This is a genomic window from Streptomyces ziwulingensis, assembly GCF_039542605.1.
Classification (GTDB): domain Bacteria; phylum Actinomycetota; class Actinomycetes; order Streptomycetales; family Streptomycetaceae; genus Streptomyces; species Streptomyces ziwulingensis.
In genome coordinates, this window is sequence record NZ_BAABIG010000022.1 from 174,719 (window position 1) to 191,265 (window position 16,547).

A 16,547-nucleotide genomic window follows, 5' to 3' on the forward strand; every position below is an offset into this window, starting at 1 on the left:
CGGCGAACCCTCCGGACGGGACGGCTCCTCGCCACGGGAGGAAGCGGAGGACCCCGAGGACCCCGAGGGCTCTGAGCGACCTGAGGGACCTGAGGGACCCGAGGGGGCGGAGGGACCGGGCGGCCCCGCCGGACCCGCCTGCCCCGGACCCCCCTCCGCAGGCCCCGACACGGACGGCGGCGAGGGCGTCACCCCGGCGGACGCGGCGGACGCGGCGGACGTAACAGACGCAACAGACGGGACGGACGCGGCGGCCCGAGCCGTCGCGGACCCCGCGCCGTACGCCGCCCCCGCCACCTGGGGCGACAGCACCGCGCCGGCCCCCAGGACCCCCGCCACTCCCGTCGCCCGCAGTGTGCGCAGCCATGGAGTCACGTCGGTGACCTCCCGGTACCCGTCGGCAAGATCGACGGGACAAGCCTCACACTCCCCGCCGGTTCCGGCATTCCGGGCGCCGCCGTACGCGGCGGGACGGTGTTCGGGCGGGGGCGCCACACCGGCCGGGTGCGGACGTGCGAGACAATGGCGGTATGGAGATGCCGAGGAACGACAGGCCGTCGGAGAACCCCAAGATTCTGGTTGTCGGCCAGGACGGCATGGCGCTGGGCGGTGGCGCCGCAGGAGACGAGGACCCCCGTGAGATCCCGGTGACCGAGCAGGTCGAGCAGCCCGCGAAGGTCATGCGGATCGGCAGCATGATCAAGCAGCTCCTGGAGGAGGTGCGCCTGGCTCCGCTGGACGACGCGAGCCGGGCCCGGCTCAAGGAGATCCACGCCAGCTCGGTGAAGGAGCTGGAGGACGGTCTCGCGCCGGAGCTGGTCGAGGAGCTGGAGCGGCTCTCCCTGCCGTTCACGGAGGAGGCCACCCCGAGCGACGCGGAACTGCGGATCGCGCAGGCCCAGTTGGTCGGCTGGCTGGAGGGCCTCTTCCACGGCATCCAGACCACGCTGTTCGCCCAGCAGATGGCGGCCCGCGCCCAGTTGGAGCAGATGCGCCGGGCCCTCCCGCCGGGCGTCGGCGGCGACCCGGAGGACGGCCCCGGCCCCGGCGGCCGCACCGGCGGCCCGTACCTCTGAGACCCGTACCCCTCGGACCCGTACCCCTCGGACCCGTACCCCTCGGACCCGTACCCCTCACACCCGTCGTACCGCTGGACCCGTGAGGTCAGCGGCACCCGTACCCCTCAGGGCCCGGCAGCGCGCGCTGCCGGGCCCTCGACATGTCCCCGCGTGACCCCGCAGCCCCCAGCGGGCTGCCGCGGCTCAGGCCGGATTGCCCGTGGAGACCTTGAACTCGATCTCCGGCATGGCGTCCGGGTCGACGTCCGTGCCGGCGGCCGGGGTCTGCTCCAGGACGGAACCCTCGCCGAAGGTGTTCTCGTCCACGTGCTCGACCTTCATGGTCCAGCCGACCGACTCGAAGCACTCCTCGACCGAGCCGATGTACTTGTACTGGAAGTTCGGCACCCGGATCTTGTCCGGGTCGCGGTACGACTCCAGCGGCTCCTCGCACTCGTCCAACTCGATCGTCTTGCTCGTGTCCGGCCCGCGGTACGCCGCGTCCCTGGAGGCGGACACGGACGCCGACGCGGAGGCCCGGGCGTCCGAGCCGCCGCCCCCGGACCCGTCGTCCTTGTTCATCGCCAGCGCCGCGATCAGACCGCCGGCGACCACGACGGCGACCACGGCCGACCCGACGAGCAGCGCCCTGTTGCTCCGCCCGCCGCCCGAGGAGCCCGGCCGCCCGGTCGTCGCGGTCGGGCCGCCGTAGTAAGGGGGAGGCGTCGGCGCCAGGTGCGGCTGCTGCGCGTACCCGGACGGCGCCGGCGTCGGGTAGCCGCCGCCCTGCTGCGGATAGCCGTAGGCCGGGCCCGGCGGCGGGGTGGGGGTGCCGTACCGCTGCGGTGCGGGCCCCGGCTGGTACGGGGTCCGCACCTGGCCCGCGGGGTGCGGACCGGAGTGCGCCACCGGCGGGAAGACCGCGGAGCCGACGCCCGAACCGCTCGCCGCGGGGGCGCCGGGGACGATGCTGGGCGGTGCCGCCTGGAAGGACCGGGCCACCCGCAGGCACTCGTCCCGCATGGCCTCGGCGCTCGGGAAACGCTCGTTCGGGTTCTTCTTCAGCGCGCGGGCGACCAGCGCGTCCAGCGCCGGCGGCAGCGAGCGGTTGACCGACGAGGGGGCCGGCGGCTCCTCCTGCACATGCGCGTAGGCGATGGCCAGCGGCGAGTCCGCGTCGAACGGCAGCCGCCCGGTCACCAGTTGGAAGAGCATGATGCCGACGGAGTACAGATCGCTGCGGGCGTCCACGCCGCGGCCCAGCGCCTGCTCCGGCGAGAGGTACTGCGGGGTGCCGACGACCATGCCGGTCTGCGTCATCGACGTGACCCCGGACTGCATGGCGCGCGCGATGCCGAAGTCCATCACCTTCACCACGCCGCGCTTGGTGACCATCACGTTGCCCGGCTTGATGTCCCGGTGCACCAGTGACTGCTCGTGACTGATCTCCAGGGCCGCCAGCACATCCGCGGTGATCTTCAGCGCCTTGTCGGCGGGCATCGCCCCCCACTGCCGTACGTCCTCGTCGAGCACCGAGCCGAGCGGGCGGCCCTCGACGTACTCCATGACGATGTACGGCGTCGGCAGCGCGTCGGCCGGGCCGCCCGGGGGCGTGTCCTCACCGGTGTCGAAGACCGAGACGATGTTGGTGTGGGTGAGCTTCGCCACGGCCTGCGCCTCGCGGCGGAAACGCTCGCGGAACGCCTGCTCGCGGCCGAGTTCGGTGTGCAGCGTCTTGATGGCGACCTGGCGGTCGAGGACCGAGTCGTAGGCCAGGTGCACCGAGGCCATGCCGCCCTGCCCGAGCAGCTCGCGCAGTTGATAGCGTCCGCCGGCCAGCGCCCGCCCCGCATACCGGTCCCGTGCGCCGTCCTGGGTCATGACCTCTGCTTCCCCCGCGCGGCCTGCCGGCGCCGCCACTCGTTCCGACCGGACGTGCCCGGATGTCTTGATCCGGCTGCTGTTCCCGGCCAAGTCTGCCCGAGGGCAGTGACACGTCAAGTGCGGTGCCCGTTCCGTGACCGTACGCGAAAGAAGCGTCTCGTAAGCGTTACGGGGGGCGTACGGCCGGCACACAGAATTTGCACGGCGGCGCGGAACCAGGGTTTCATGACCGGTCCGTCCGGAGCCGGTCCGGTCGCCCCATCCCGGACCGGAGGCCCCGGCGGAGGCTGTAGCGTGGCCGACGGAGACCGTAACAACACCGCGCGCACCGCGGGCAGAAACGACGGCGAGGACTGATGGCACAGCAGCAGCGCGCTCAGGGCCCGTCCGACCCCGAGGCGACTGGCGGCGGAACGACGGACGCGCCGGAAGCCTGGGGGAACGGCGGGCTGGTCGGCGACGGCCGGTACCGGCTGACCCGCAGGCTCGGGCGGGGCGGCATGGCCGAGGTCTTCGCCGCCGAGGACGTCCGCCTCGGCCGCACGGTGGCGGTCAAACTGCTCCGCGCCGACCTCGCCGAGGACCCGGTCTCCAAGGCGCGCTTCACGCGCGAGGCACAGTCGGTGGCCGGTCTCAACCACCACGCCATCGTCGCCGTGTACGACTCCGGTGAGGACGTCGTCGCCGGTCAGTCCGTGCCGTACATCGTGATGGAGATCGTCGAGGGGCGGACCATCCGCGACCTCCTCCTGAACGCCGAGGCACCCGGTCCCGAGCAGGCGCTCATCATCGTCTCCGGGGTCCTGGAGGCGCTTGCCTACTCGCACCAGCACGGCATCGTGCACCGCGACATCAAACCGGCCAACGTGATCATCACCCACGGCGGCGCGGTGAAGGTGATGGACTTCGGCATCGCCCGCGCCCTGCACGGCGCGTCCACCACCATGACGCAGACCGGCATGGTCATGGGCACCCCGCAGTACCTCTCCCCGGAGCAGGCCCTCGGCAAGGCCGTCGACCACCGCTCCGACCTGTACGCCACCGGCTGCCTGCTCTACGAGCTTCTCGCGCTGCGTCCGCCGTTCACCGGCGAGACCCCGCTGTCGGTGGTCTACCAGCACGTCCAGGACATCCCGACGCCCCCGTCCCATGTCTCCGACGCGGTCCCGCCGGAGCTGGACGGCCTCGTCATGCGCTCGCTCGCCAAGGAGCCCGACGACCGCTTCCAGACCGCCGAGGAAATGCGCGGCATGGTCCAGTACGGCCTGCAGATGCTGTACGACCAGGGCGGCCACACCGGTACCTGGAACACCGGCCCGGTCGACCACGACGGGCGGCACACCCCGGCGGCCGGTCTGGCCGGCACCTCCGTGCTGCCGCACTCGGACCACGGTCCGGGCACCGCCCCGATCCCGCAGCCGATCCTGCCGGGCGGCGGGTACGGCGGTGGCGACGACGGTGGTTTCGAGGGCCACGGCAACAGAGGCAGCGGCCGGGGCAAGCTGTGGATCGTGGCCGTGCTCGCGGTGGTCGCGATCGCCGCGGGCGTCGCCCTGGCGCTGAACGGCGGCGGCGGCGGTGAGGGGGGCGGCACCGACACCACCAAGTCGCCGTCCGCCTCGCAGTCCACCGACGAGGAGAAGAAGAGCGAGTCGCCGAGCGACGAGGCGTCCGAGGAGCCCACCGGCGACACGGGCACCGAGCAGGGCGACGGCGGCGGCACCGGCGGCGGCTACACGCCGGAGTACACCCCCTCCTACGAGCAGTCGCAGGAGCAGACCCAGCAGCCGTCCGCGGAGCCGACCGGCGAGGAGACGCCGGAGACGACGCCCCCCGCCGAGCCGACCGAGGAGGAGTCCACGGGCGGCGGCGGTGAGCCGTCGGCCACGGCCACCGACGGCGGCACCGGCGGCGAGGAGGAGGACGGCGGCGTGCTGAGCGGCGGCACGGAGGGCGTCGGCGGCTGACCTCGTCCGCAGCCCCGTACGGACTCTTCCCGGGTCCGGGGTACGCGGGATAACGTGCCGGTGTTCCGGCCCCCTGCGAGGCTCTGACCAGTAACTGTTCCCGATTTTTGCGATTTACTTGGAAACCCAAGTAAATCTGCAGGTCAGGAGGGGTTTCACAGAAATGTGGAGCACTGGGTAACGTGCTGTTCGCAGGATGCTCGCCGGGGCACCTGTCACGCCTGTTCCCGACTCCGGCGCACCCACCCCGTGCGCCCGCCGGGCGCAGGTGAGCCGCACTGGTTTCCGGCGAACCCGGGGGCCGGACCGACGGAGGAGCACACGTGACCGTGGAGAGCACTGCCGCGCGCAAGCCGCGACGCAGCGCCGGGAGCAAGACCGGGACCACCGGTACGAAGGCGGCCGGCGCCCCCGGCACCAAGCGCACCGCCCGCGGCGCGGCCGAGAGCGACGGGACGCAGCTCGTCCAACTGCTGACCCCCGAGGGCAAGCGGGTCAAGAACGCCGAGTTCGACCCCTACGCCGCCGGCATCACCCCCGACGAGCTGCGCGGCCTGTACCGGGACATGGTCCTCACCCGCCGCTTCGACGCCGAGGCCACCGCGCTGCAGCGCCAGGGCGAGCTGGGCCTGTGGGCCTCGCTGCTCGGCCAGGAGGCCGCCCAGATCGGCTCCGGACGCGCCACCCGCGAGGACGACTACGTCTTCCCGACCTACCGGGAGCACGGCGTCGCCTGGTGCCGGGGGGTCGACCCGACCAACCTGCTCGGCATGTTCCGCGGCGTGAACAACGGCGGCTGGGACCCCAACAGCAACAACTTTCACCTGTACACCATCGTCATCGGCTCGCAGACGCTGCACGCCACCGGTTACGCGATGGGCATCACCATGGACGGCGCCGACTCGGCCGTGGTCGCCTACTTCGGTGACGGCGCCTCCAGCCAGGGCGACGTCATGGAGGCGTTCAACTTCGCCGCGGTGTACAACGCCCCGGTGGTGTTCTTCTGCCAGAACAACCAGTGGGCGATCTCGGAGTCCAACGAGAAGCAGACCCGGGTGCCGCTCTACCAGCGCGCGCAGGGCTTCGGCTTCCCCGGTGTCCGCGTCGACGGCAACGACGTGCTGGCCGTCCTCGCCGTCACCCGCTGGGCGCTGGAGCGGGCCCGGCGCGGCGAGGGCCCCGCGCTGATCGAGGCGTACACCTACCGGATGGGCGCCCACACCACCTCCGACGACCCCTCGCGCTACCGCCACGACGACGAGCGCCTCGCCTGGGAGGCGAAGGACCCGATCCTGCGGCTGCGCCGCCACCTGGAGAGCGCACACCACGCGGACGAGGGATTCTTCGCGGAACTGGAGACGGAGAGCGAGACGTTGGGCAGACGAGTGCGCGAAGCGGTCCGGGCCATGCCCGACCCGGACCGGTTCGCCCTCTTCGAGCACGCGTACGCGGACGGGCACGCGCTCGTCGACGAGGAGCGCGCCCAGTTCGCCGCCTACCAGGCGTCGTTCGCCACCGAGTCCGACAGCGGCCTCGCCGCGGGGGAGGAGGTCTGATCATGGCGGAGAAGACCGTGCAGAAGATGGCGGTGGCCAAGGCGATCAACGAGTCGCTGCGCCACGCCCTGGAGACGGACCCCAAGGTCCTCGTCATGGGAGAGGACGTCGGCAAGCTCGGCGGCGTCTTCCGCGTGACGGACGGCCTGCAGAAGGACTTCGGCGAGACGCGCGTCATCGACACCCCGCTCGCCGAGTCCGGCATCGTGGGCACGGCGATCGGCCTCGCCCTGCGCGGCTACCGCCCGGTGGTGGAGATCCAGTTCGACGGTTTCGTCTTCCCGGCGTACGACCAGATCGTCACGCAGCTCGCGAAGATGCACGCCCGCGCGCTCGGCCGGGTCAAGATGCCGGTCGTGGTGCGCATCCCCTACGGCGGCGGCATCGGCGCGGTCGAGCACCACTCGGAGTCCCCCGAGGTGCTCTTCGCCCACGTCGCGGGCCTGAAGGTGGTCACCCCGTCGAACGCCTCGGACGCCTACTGGATGATGCAGCAGGCGATCCAGAGCGACGACCCGGTGATCTTCTTCGAGCCGAAGCGGCGCTACTGGGACAAGGGCGAGGTCAACACGGAGGCGATCCCGGACCCGCTGCACCGCGCGCGGGTGGCCCGTACGGGCACCGACCTCACCCTGGTCGCCTACGGCCCGATGGTGAAGCTCTGCCTGGAGGTGGCCGACGCCGCCGCCGAGGAGGGCCGGAGCCTGGAGGTGGTGGACCTGCGCTCGATCTCCCCGCTGGACTTCGACGCGGTCCAGACCTCGGTGGAGAAGACCGGCCGCCTGGTCGTGGTGCACGAGGCGCCGGTCTTCCTCGGCTCCGGCGCGGAGATCGCCGCCCGGATCACCGAGCGCTGCTTCTACCACCTGGAGGCCCCGGTGCTCCGGGTCGGCGGCTACCACGCGCCGTACCCGCCGGCCCGCCTGGAGGAGGAGTACCTGCCCGACCTGGACCGGGTGCTGGATGCCGTCGACCGCTCGCTGGCGTACTGAGGAGAGGGTCGTGACGACGATGACGGAAGGCGCCGTGCGCGAGTTCAAGATGCCCGACGTGGGCGAGGGACTCACCGAGGCGGAGATCCTCAAGTGGTACGTGCGGCCCGGTGACACGGTCACCGACGGCCAGGTGGTGTGCGAGGTCGAGACGGCCAAGGCCGCCGTCGAACTGCCCATCCCCTACGACGGCGTGGTCCGCGAGCTGCGCTTCCCCGAGGGCACCACGGTGGACGTCGGCACGGCGATCATCACCGTGGACACGGGGGCCGGGGCCGCCGGGCCCGGAGGAGAGACGGGGACGGGACAGCCCGGGGACCTGACGCCGGGGGACGGGCCGGCCGCCGGTCCGACGTCCGGGGACGGGACGTCCGCCGCTCGGACCGCCGCGGCCGGGAAGCCCGCGGCGGCGGAGCCCGCGCCGCCGGCCCGGCAGCCGGTCCTGGTCGGCTACGGGGTGGCGACCTCCTCGACCCGCCGCCGCCCCCGCAAGGGCGCCCCGGCGGCCGCCGGGCCGACCGCCCCGCAGCCCACCGCCCCGCAGCCCAGCGCCCCGCAGCCGACCGCCCCGCAGCCCACCGCCTCCGAGGCCGCCACCGCCCTCCAGGCCGAGCTGAACGGCGCCGGCCGGTCCTCCTCCTCCGGGTCCACCCGGGAGCGGCCGCTGGCCAAGCCGCCGGTGCGCAAGCTCGCCAAGGATCTCGGCGTCGACCTGGCGACCGTGGTCCCGACCGGTCCGGACGGCGTCATCACGCGCGAGGACGTGCACGCGGCCCTCGCGCCGGCGCCGGCCCCGGCCGCCCCGGTCCAGGAGCCGGCCGCCCCGGCGAGCGCCGCCCCGGCCCCGGTGTCGTACGACACCGCCCGTGAGACGCGCGTCCCGGTCCGGGGCGTCCGCAAGGCGACGGCCGCGGCGATGGTCGGTTCGGCGTTCACCGCGCCGCACGTCACCGAGTTCGTGACGGTCGACGTGACCCGCACGATGAAGCTGGTCGAGGAGCTGAAGCGGGACAAGGAGTTCGAGGGCCTGCGGGTCAACCCGCTGCTCCTGATCACCAAGGCCCTGCTGGTCGCGATCCGCCGCCACCCGGAGATCAACGCCTCCTGGGACGAGGCCGCCCAGGAGATCGTGGTCAAGCACTACGTCAACCTGGGCATCGCGGCGGCGACCCCGCGCGGACTGCTGGTGCCGAACATCAAGGACGCCCAGGCCCTGACGCTGCCGGAGCTGGCCCGCTCGCTGGGCGAGCTGGTGGCGACGGCCCGGGAGGGCAAGACCTCCCCGGCCGCCATGCGCGGCGGCACGGTCACCGTCACCAACGTCGGCGTCTTCGGCGTCGACACCGGCACGCCGATCCTCAACCCCGGTGAGTCGGCGATCCTCGCGATCGGCGCGATCAAGCTGCGGCCCTGGGTGCACAAGGGCAAGGTGAAGCCCCGCCAGGTCACCACCCTGGCCCTGAGCTTCGACCACCGCCTGGTCGACGGCGAGCTGGGCTCCAAGGTGCTCGCCGACGTGGCGGCCGTACTGGAGCGGCCCAGGCGGCTGATCACCTGGGCCTGACCGTCCGACACCGGAAAGGGGCCCACCGCGAGTGCGCGGTGGGCCCCTTTCCGGTGTCCGGTCGGTCTCAGACCTTCCGGACTCAGACCTTGCCGAAGCCGTAGGTCATGATCTTCTTCGCGTCCGTGGTGCGCTGCGTGGACGACGTGGAGGCGAGGACGGTGCCGATGACCGTCTTGCCGCTCCGGGTCGCGGCGAAGACGAGGCAGTACTTGGCCTCGGGGCCGGAACCGGTCTTCACGCCGATGGTGCCGCTGTAGCTGCCGAGCAGCGTGTTGGTGTTGGTCCAGGGCGCCATGGTGCGGGTGCCGCCGGACTTGGTGGTCGTCTTGGCGGTGTACTTCTTCGTCTTGACGATGCCGCGGAAGGTGGAGCTCTTCATCGCGCTGCTCGCGATCTTCGTCAGATCGCGGGGCGTGGAGTAGTTGCTGCCGTTGCCGATGCCGTCGAACGAGTCGAAGTGCGTGTTCTTCAGCCCGAGGCTCTTGGCGCTGGTGTTCATCTGCCCGATGAAGGACTTCACCCGGGCCGCCCGCGTCGAGCCCTTGCCGAACTTGTCGGCGAGCGCGTACGCCGCGTCGCAGCCGGACGGCAGCATCAGGCCGTAGAGCAACTGGCGGACGGTGACCTTGTCGCCCACGATCAGCCGCGCCGACGAGGCGTTCTTCGACACGATGTAGTCGCTGTACGCCATCTGGATCGTGACCTTGGTGTCCAGGTTGAGGCTCTTCTGCCCGAGCACCACCTTCGCGGTCATGATCTTCGTGGTGGAGCCGGTGGAGAGCTTGGTGTCAGCCGCCTTGGTGTACAGCGACTTGGCGTTCGAGTTGTTCATCAGGTAGCCGCCCTTGGCGGCGATCGTGGGCGCGGTGGCGGCCTGCGCGGGTGCCACGGAGAGCACGCCGCTCACGAGCAGGGTGCCGGTGGTGACGGCGACGGCGGTCGCCCTGCGGAGGCGGATGCCCTGGATGCCGGTTTTCAAGTCAGATACCCCGATTAAGGTTGAATGCCCTTGCGGTGCGGCCGAGTTGAGGTCTGAACAGCATGGGGCCGCATCTCTCCGACTCGTCAAGGGGGCGGATGGTTGTGCCGCTGCGGGAGGGAATCTACGACACGCCCGTGACGGGTGAGCCGGCGGACCGGTCTGCGATGACCTTGGCCGCGGACCTTGGACGCGCCGGTCCGCATGATGGACGGCACCCCTCATGCGTCCCTGTTGTATCTATCCTGTCGGCATGACCCTGGCCGTGAAGCAACCCCCCGCCGCCGACCGCGTCTACACCCACGTCAAACAGGCGGTCCTCGACCGCCGTTACGAGGGCGGCACCCTGCTCACCGAGGGCGAGCTGGCCGAGGCCACCGGGGTCTCGCGCACGCCGGTGCGCGAGGCGCTGCTCCGGCTGGAGGCCGAGGGGCTGATCCGGCTCTACCCCAAGAAGGGCGCGCTGGTGCTGCCGGTCTCCGCGCAGGAGATCGCGGACGTGGTCGAGACGCGGCTGCTGGTCGAGGAGCACGCGGCGCGCAAGGCCGTACCCGCCCCGCCCGGTCTGCTGGAGCGGCTGGCGGAACTGCTGGCCCGGCAGCGGGAGCAGGCCGCCGCCGGGGACTACGGCGGCGCGGCCGTCACCGACCGCTGCTTCCACGCCGAGATCGTCCGCAGCGGCGGCAACGAGATCCTCTCCCGCCTCTACGACCAGCTCCGCGACCGGCAGTTGCGGATGGGCGTGGCCGTCATGCACTCGCACCCCGACCGGATCGCCAAGACCCTCACCGAGCACGCGGAGATCCTGGACGCGCTGCGCGCGGGGGACGCCGAGCGGGCCGTCGCCGTGGTCAACCGGCACGTGGGCTGGTTCTCGCACCTGGCCCGGGGGGAGGTCCGATGAGTTCGGCCGCGTTCGGCCGCGGCGCCCTGCCCGGTGACCCGCCGGGCGGCCGGCGCGCGCTCGCCGTCTGGAGCGTCGGCGTCGCCGTCTACTTCGTCGCCGTCATCTTCCGTACCTCACTGGGGGTGGCCGGCCTCGACGCCGCCGACCGCTTCCAGGTGGGCGCCTCGGCGCTCTCCACCTTCTCCATACTCCAGTTGCTGGTCTACGCCGGCATGCAGATACCCGTCGGCCTGCTGGTCGACCGGCTCGGCACCAAGAAGGTGCTGGCCATCGGCGTGGTGCTGTTCACCGCCGGACAGCTCGGCTTCGCCTTCTCCTCGTCGTACGGCGCCGCGCTCGCCTCGCGGGCGCTGCTGGGCTGCGGCGACGCGATGACCTTCATCAGCGTGCTGCGGCTGGGCACCCGCTGGTTTCCCGCCCGGCGCGGTCCGCTGGTCGCCCAGCTCGCCGGGCTGGCCGGCATGGCCGGCAACCTGGTCTCCACCCTGGTCCTGGCCCGTCTGCTGCACGGCATCGGCTGGACGGCGGCGTTCGCGGGCAGCTCGCTCGCCGGAGTGGTGGTCCTCGTCCTGCTGCTGGTCTTCCTCAAGGACCACCCCGAGGGCCATGAGCCGGAGCCGTTCCCGCACCGGGGCGCGGCGTACGTACGGCGGCAGATCGCCGCTTCCTGGCGGGAGCCGGGGACCCGGCTCGGCATGTGGGTGCACTTCACCACGCAGTTCCCCGGCATGGTCTTCCTGCTGCTGTGGGGCCTGCCGTTCCTGGTCCAGGCGCAGGGCCTGTCCCGGGCCACCGCGGGCGAACTGCTCACCCTGGTGGTCCTCTCCAACATGGTGGTCGGGCTGGTCTACGGCCAGGTCGTCGCCCGGCACCACGCGGCGCGGCTGCCGCTGGCGCTGGCCACCGCGGCCGCGACCGCGGCGGTGTGGGCGGCCACGCTCGCCTGGCCGGCCGAGCACGCCCCGATGTGGCTGCTGATCGTGCTCTGCGCGGTGCTGGGCGCCTGCGGACCGGCGTCGATGCTCGGCTTCGACTTCGCCCGCCCGGCCAATCCGCCCGAGCGGCAGGGCACCGCCTCCGGCATCACCAACATGGGCGGTTTCCTCGCCTCCATGACGACGCTGTTCGCCATCGGGGTGCTGCTGGACGTCACGGGGGACGACTACGCCGTCGCCTTCTCGTCCGTCTTCGTGCTCCAGGTGCTGGGCGTGACGCAGATCCTGCGGCTGCGCGGGCGCGCGGCGCGACGGGAGCGGGAGCGGCTGGTGGCCAGCCGGGTGGAGACGGTGCACGTGCCCGTGTAGGGGACCGGCTTCCGTCACCTGGTGACGGCGAAGTGGCGCAGGATGGCCGCCGTCAGGGCCGGGTCGCCCTCCGTCTTGACGCGGTCCGCGACCGCCTTCGGCGTCACCCGGCCGCAGGCCAGGCGGACGTAGGTCTCCCAGTCCAGGGCCAGGGTGGCGGCCGGACCGAGGGCGGGGGCGGTCTCCAGGGTGCCGCGGCCCTGGATGTCCACCCGGATGGTGCGCAGGAATTCCAGGGGTCCGTGCACGTCGAGGACGACGGCCGAGCTGCGGGGCGCGTCCGCGTCCTCGGCGACCACCCGCGGCAGCTCGCCGAGCAGCACGTCACGGGCGACGTGCGCGCCGGGGGAGTCGAGGCCGCCGGGGTGGCCGAGGGCCGCGCGCAGGTCCTGCTCGTGCACCCACACGTTGAAGGCGTGCGTGCGCATGGACTCCTCCAGCGTCAGCTCCGCGCCGAGCGGGCCGCGCACCTTGGCGCCCGGGTCCCGCGACTCGTTGCGCAACTGCCGGTTGCGCCGGATGATCGAGTACTCCAGCTCCGAGGTCATCTCGGGCGCCGTGTGGTGGCGGCGGACGTCGACCTGCATCTCCGTGTAGCGCTGGTGGTCGTTGGTGACGTGGAACAGGTCGCGCGGCAGCGTGTGGATGGGACGCGGGTCGCCGAGCATCTCCGAGTCCAGACCGATGACGTGCGAGACGATGTCGCGCACCGACCACCCCGGGCACGGCGTCCGGCGGTTCCACTCTGCCTCCACGAGGGGCTGGACCAGCTCGGATATCGCCTCGATGGAGTGAGTCCAGGCGTCGGCGTAGGGCTGGAGGGTGGGATGCAGACTCACGGAAACGGGACCCCTCGGCGGTCGGTACACGGGCGGATGTGGCGGCAGTGCCTGTGGGAGGTGGCTGCGGCTGCGGTCGGCGGGCGTCTTGGGACGCTAAGTTACGCTGCTGTGCGGCACCCCTGCAGTGCTTTCGTGTGACGATCGTAGGCCCGTGGGGAACCCCTTGTGGACGGCTCCGATCGCAGGACGGTGGTAACGTGCGCGCCTCACTGATGCAAATCGCCGTGAACGAGGGCGAAACGGTGCAAGCGCGCCGTGGCCGCGTGGCGTCGCTGGTACGGGAGCAGGCGGGCGCCGATCTCGTCGTCCTGCCGGAGCTGTGGACCACCGGGGCGTTCGCCTTCGAGGAGTTCGCGGCCGAGGCCGAGCCGCTGCGGGGACCGACGTACGAGGTGATGGCGGAGGCGGCGGTCGAGGCGGGCGTGTGGCTGCACGCCGGGTCGGTCCCGGAACGCGACCCGGACGGCACCCTGTACAACACGTCCCTCCTTTTCTCCCCCGCCGGTGACCTGGCCGCCTCGTACCGCAAGATCCACCGCTTCGGCTTCGACAAGGGCGAGGCCGTGCTGATGGGCGCGGGACGCGCACCGGTGACCGTCCCGCTGCCCGCCACCACCCTCGGGGTGGCGACCTGCTACGACCTCCGCTTCCCCGAACTCTTCCGCGCCCTGGTCGAGACCGGCGCCGAGGTCCTCGTCGTCCCGGCGGGCTGGCCGGAGCGCCGCCGCGCGCACTGGACGCTGCTGGCCCGGGCGCGGGCGGTGGAGAACCAGGCGTTCGTCCTCGCCTGTGGAACGGCCGGGACGCACGCCGGGGTTCCGCAGGCCGGTCACTCGATCGTGGTCGACCCGTGGGGTGAGGTGCTCGCGGAGGCCGGTGCCGGCGAGGAGGTCCTCACGGTCGACTTCGACCCGGCGGAGGTGGCGCGGACCAGGGAGCGGTTCCCGGCCCTGAAGGACCGGGTGCTGGGGCTGGAGACACCGCGGCGGGACGCCTTCCAGGTGTAGGGGGCCCCGGGGAGCGGGGGACGCGCCGGTGGATGTCAGTCCTCGTCGCCCTCCCGGGCCCTCTCCCGTTCCTTCTCGGCCAGGTGGATCACGCACACCGTCAGGGCGATCAGCAGCGCCGGGTCGACGTCGTCGCGGACGACGTCGAGGCCGTAGGTGTCGCGGAGGGTCAGCCACCGCCGGGAGACGACGGCGAGCAGTTCGCCGTCGTACTCGATGGCGAACTCCCGGTCCACGATCCTGCCGCTGACGTCCAGCTCGTTGCCGTCGGCCAGGGCGACCCGGTAGTGGTTGCGCAGCAGCGAGAGCCGTTTGCGCCGGAGGGTGGCCAGCGGCTCGCCGCCGCGCTCGACCACCATCGTGTCGCGCAGCGCGAACATCTTCTGGTGGATGCCGATCAGGACCCGCCCCCGGGTGTCCTTCAGCTCCCAGGTGTCCCGCAGCCGCATGGCCTTGCCGTCGACGAGGTACACCTTGTTGCCGCGGTCGTCCTCGATCCAGTAGTCGTCACCGAAGCCGAGGAGCCGGTCGTACACGAGGAATCTCATGTCGCCATCGCTTCCCCCGTGCCCGCCCGGAAACGCCCGCGGTAGGCCGACGGGCTGACCCCGCCGTCCGGCCGTCCGGCCGCCGGGAAGGCCGGCGGGCCCGCTGTCGTGGGGGTCGGGCGTTGTTGTCGGGGGTCAGGCGCCGTAGCCGTTGTGGTAGCCGTCGCCGCGGGGCCGCTCCTCGACCACGGGGGTGGTCGGCTGCATCACGACGCGCCGGCGGCGGGCGATGCTGCTGAAGGTCGCGACACCGATCAGACCGACGATCATGAAGATGACGCCGACCAGATCGAGGTTGACGCCCTGCATGTCCCAGTCCGTCGCGAACGTGAGGATGGCTCCCACGGCGATGAGGATGATGCACCCGCCGAGGCCCATGAGTGTCGCCTCCCTGTAGATCCGGTCGGTCCGGGCTGTTCCGGTCGATCCGGTGGCGTTCGAGTACCCCGGGGTGGAACACACATGCGGGGGCGGGCGGTTGAGCCTTCCGGCCCGCTTCTCACCACCCCTCCAGGAACGCGACCAGCGCGGCGGCCAGCAGATGCGGGTCGTCGGCGCCGCACAACTCCCGGGCGCTGTGCATCGACAGGATGGCCACGCCGATGTCGACGGTGCGGATGCCGTGCCGGGCGGCGGTGATCGGGCCGATCGTGGTGCCGCACGGCATGGAGTTGTTGGAGACGAACGTCTGGTAGGGGACGCCGGCCCGCTCGCAGGCCGCGGCGAAGACCGCCCGGCCCGAACCGTCGGTGGCGTACCGGTTGTTGACGTTCACCTTGAGGATCGGGCCGCCGTTGACCCGCGGGTGGTGCGTGGGGTCGTGCCGCTCCGCGTAGTTGGGGTGGACGGCGTGGCCGGTGTCGGAGGAGAGGCAGACGCTGCCGGCGAAGGCGCGGGCGCGGTCCTCCAGGGAGCCGCCGCGGGCCAGCACCGAGCGCTCCAGCACGGTGCCGAGCAGCGGCCCGTCCGCGCCGGTGTCCGACTGCGAGCCGGTCTCCTCGTGGTCGAAGGCGGCGAGGACCGGGATGTGCGGCCGGCTTCCCTGCCACGCGGACGCCGGTTCGGCGGCGACGGCGGCCAGCGCGGCCGTGGCGGCGTGCACGGAGAACAGGTTGTCCATCCGCGGCCCGGCGACGAGGTCCTGGTCCCGGCCCAGGTACGCCGGGGGCTCCACGGAGTGGGTCATCAGGTCCCAGCCGGTCACCTCGCCGGCCGCGAGCCCCGCCTCCTCCTCAAGGAAGGCGATCAGGTCGCCGTCGCGCACGGTGTCACCGAGGCCCCAGACGGGCTGGAGGTGGCGCTGCTTGTCGAGTTTGAGGCCGTCCGCGGAGACGTTGCGGTCCAGGTGGATGGCGAGCTGGGGGACGCGCAGCAGGGGGCGGTCGACGTTCACCAGGCGGGTGGAGCCGTCGCGCAGGCTGAGCCGGCCGGCCAGCCCCAGGTCGCGGTCGAGCCAGGAGTTCATCAGCGGACCGCCGTAGATCTCCACGGCGACCTGGCGCCAGCCGTGCGCCCCGGTGTCGGGCCGCGGCTTGACCCGGAGGTTGGGCGAGTCGGTGTGCGCGCCGACGATGCGGAAGGGGGTGTGCGGCTCGGCGCCCTCGGGGACGTACCAGGCCACGATCGCCCCGCCGCGCAGCACGTACTTGCCGCCGCTGGTCCCGTCCCAGGCGTCCGTCTCCGCGACCTGCCGGAAGCCGGCCTTCTCCAGCCGCTGGGCGGCGTTCGCCGCGGCGTGGTACGGCGTCGGGGAGGCCGCGAGGAAGGTCATCAGGTCGTCGGTGTGCCCGCGGTCGAAGCGGGAGGGGCTGCTGCTCATGACAGCCAGCCTAAGGTGCCGTGCCGCCGGGACGAGGTGCGCTTTCGGTGAGGGTTGAGCGGCGCGGTGGGTCCCGCCGGGCCGACCCGGGCCCCTTCGGTACGCGCACGGCGGCGG

14 protein-coding genes are annotated in these 16,547 nt (G+C 72.4%); 8 read left to right on the plus strand and 6 right to left on the minus strand.

Annotation, left to right across the window (positions count from 1 at the left end; translation table 11 throughout):
- The first annotated feature begins 530 nt into the window (after positions 1-530).
- Positions 531-1,076, plus strand: coding sequence for a bacterial proteasome activator family protein (locus tag ABEB00_RS11855; protein ID WP_345619333.1), 546 nt, complete (start codon positions 531-533; stop codon positions 1,074-1,076).
- 186 nt (positions 1,077-1,262) lie between these two features.
- On the opposite strand, the gene ABEB00_RS11860 is transcribed toward ABEB00_RS11855, so the two are convergent.
- Entirely contained in the window at positions 1,263-2,939 is a 1,677-nt protein-coding gene (locus ABEB00_RS11860; RefSeq protein ID WP_345619334.1) for a Stk1 family PASTA domain-containing Ser/Thr kinase, read from the minus strand.
- Positions 2,940-3,298: 359 nt separating this feature from the next.
- On the opposite strand from ABEB00_RS11860, the gene ABEB00_RS11865 reads away from it, so the two are divergent.
- The 4 genes from ABEB00_RS11865 to ABEB00_RS11880 all read left to right on the plus strand — a co-directional run bounded on the left by ABEB00_RS11865 (position 3,299) and on the right by ABEB00_RS11880 (position 9,021).
- Positions 3,299-4,909 (plus strand): protein kinase domain-containing protein, encoded by a 1,611-nt coding sequence (locus ABEB00_RS11865; protein WP_345619335.1) that lies wholly within the window; start codon positions 3,299-3,301, stop codon positions 4,907-4,909.
- Positions 4,910-5,232: 323 nt separating this feature from the next.
- Positions 5,233-6,465 carry a pyruvate dehydrogenase (acetyl-transferring) E1 component subunit alpha gene (gene pdhA, locus ABEB00_RS11870; RefSeq protein ID WP_345619336.1) on the plus strand — a complete coding sequence of 411 codons (1,233 nt, stop codon included), beginning with the start codon at positions 5,233-5,235 and terminating at the stop codon, positions 6,463-6,465.
- 2 nt (positions 6,466-6,467) lie between these two features.
- Entirely contained in the window at positions 6,468-7,457 is a 990-nt protein-coding gene (locus ABEB00_RS11875) for an alpha-ketoacid dehydrogenase subunit beta (protein WP_345619337.1), read from the plus strand.
- 10 nt (positions 7,458-7,467) lie between these two features.
- Positions 7,468-9,021 (plus strand): dihydrolipoamide acetyltransferase family protein, encoded by a 1,554-nt coding sequence (locus ABEB00_RS11880; RefSeq protein WP_345619339.1) that lies wholly within the window; start codon positions 7,468-7,470, stop codon positions 9,019-9,021.
- An 82-nt stretch (positions 9,022-9,103) separates the two neighbouring features.
- Here the strand turns inward: ABEB00_RS11880 and ABEB00_RS11885 are convergent, their stop codons facing one another.
- Positions 9,104-10,003: a D-alanyl-D-alanine carboxypeptidase family protein gene (locus ABEB00_RS11885; protein WP_345619341.1), complete on the minus strand. Its 900-nt coding sequence runs from the start codon at positions 10,001-10,003 to the stop codon at positions 9,104-9,106.
- A gap of 253 nt (positions 10,004-10,256) precedes the next feature.
- Between ABEB00_RS11885 and ABEB00_RS11890 the strand changes: the two genes are divergently transcribed.
- On the plus strand, positions 10,257-10,907 hold the full coding sequence (locus ABEB00_RS11890; protein ID WP_345619343.1) for a GntR family transcriptional regulator: 651 nt from the start codon (positions 10,257-10,259) through the stop codon (positions 10,905-10,907).
- Positions 10,904-12,214, plus strand: a complete 1,311-nt coding sequence (locus ABEB00_RS11895) for an MFS transporter (RefSeq protein WP_345619344.1) — start codon at positions 10,904-10,906, stop codon at positions 12,212-12,214. The genes ABEB00_RS11890 and ABEB00_RS11895 overlap by 4 nt, the downstream gene beginning before the upstream one ends.
- A 14-nt stretch (positions 12,215-12,228) precedes the next feature.
- Here ABEB00_RS11895 and ABEB00_RS11900 read toward each other — a convergent pair whose 3' ends face one another.
- On the minus strand, positions 12,229-13,053 hold the full coding sequence (locus ABEB00_RS11900) for a maleylpyruvate isomerase family mycothiol-dependent enzyme (protein ID WP_345619346.1): 825 nt from the start codon (positions 13,051-13,053) through the stop codon (positions 12,229-12,231).
- 200 nt (positions 13,054-13,253) lie between these two features.
- Between ABEB00_RS11900 and ABEB00_RS11905 the strand changes: the two genes are divergently transcribed.
- A complete protein-coding gene (locus tag ABEB00_RS11905) occupies positions 13,254-14,063 on the plus strand; it encodes a carbon-nitrogen family hydrolase (protein ID WP_345619348.1) in 810 nt (269 codons plus the stop codon).
- Positions 14,064-14,098: 35 nt separating this feature from the next.
- Here ABEB00_RS11905 and ABEB00_RS11910 read toward each other — a convergent pair whose 3' ends face one another.
- The 3 genes from ABEB00_RS11910 to ABEB00_RS11920 form a co-directional block, all read right to left on the minus strand.
- Positions 14,099-14,611, minus strand: a complete 513-nt coding sequence (locus tag ABEB00_RS11910) for an LURP-one-related/scramblase family protein (RefSeq protein ID WP_345619349.1) — start codon at positions 14,609-14,611, stop codon at positions 14,099-14,101.
- Positions 14,612-14,746: 135 nt separating this feature from the next.
- Entirely contained in the window at positions 14,747-14,989 is a 243-nt protein-coding gene (locus ABEB00_RS11915; protein ID WP_345619350.1) for a DUF6458 family protein, read from the minus strand.
- 121 nt (positions 14,990-15,110) lie between these two features.
- Complete coding sequence (locus ABEB00_RS11920; protein WP_345619352.1) at positions 15,111-16,430, minus strand: M18 family aminopeptidase; 1,320 nt, start codon at positions 16,428-16,430, stop codon at positions 15,111-15,113.
- Positions 16,431-16,547 lie beyond the last annotated feature (117 nt).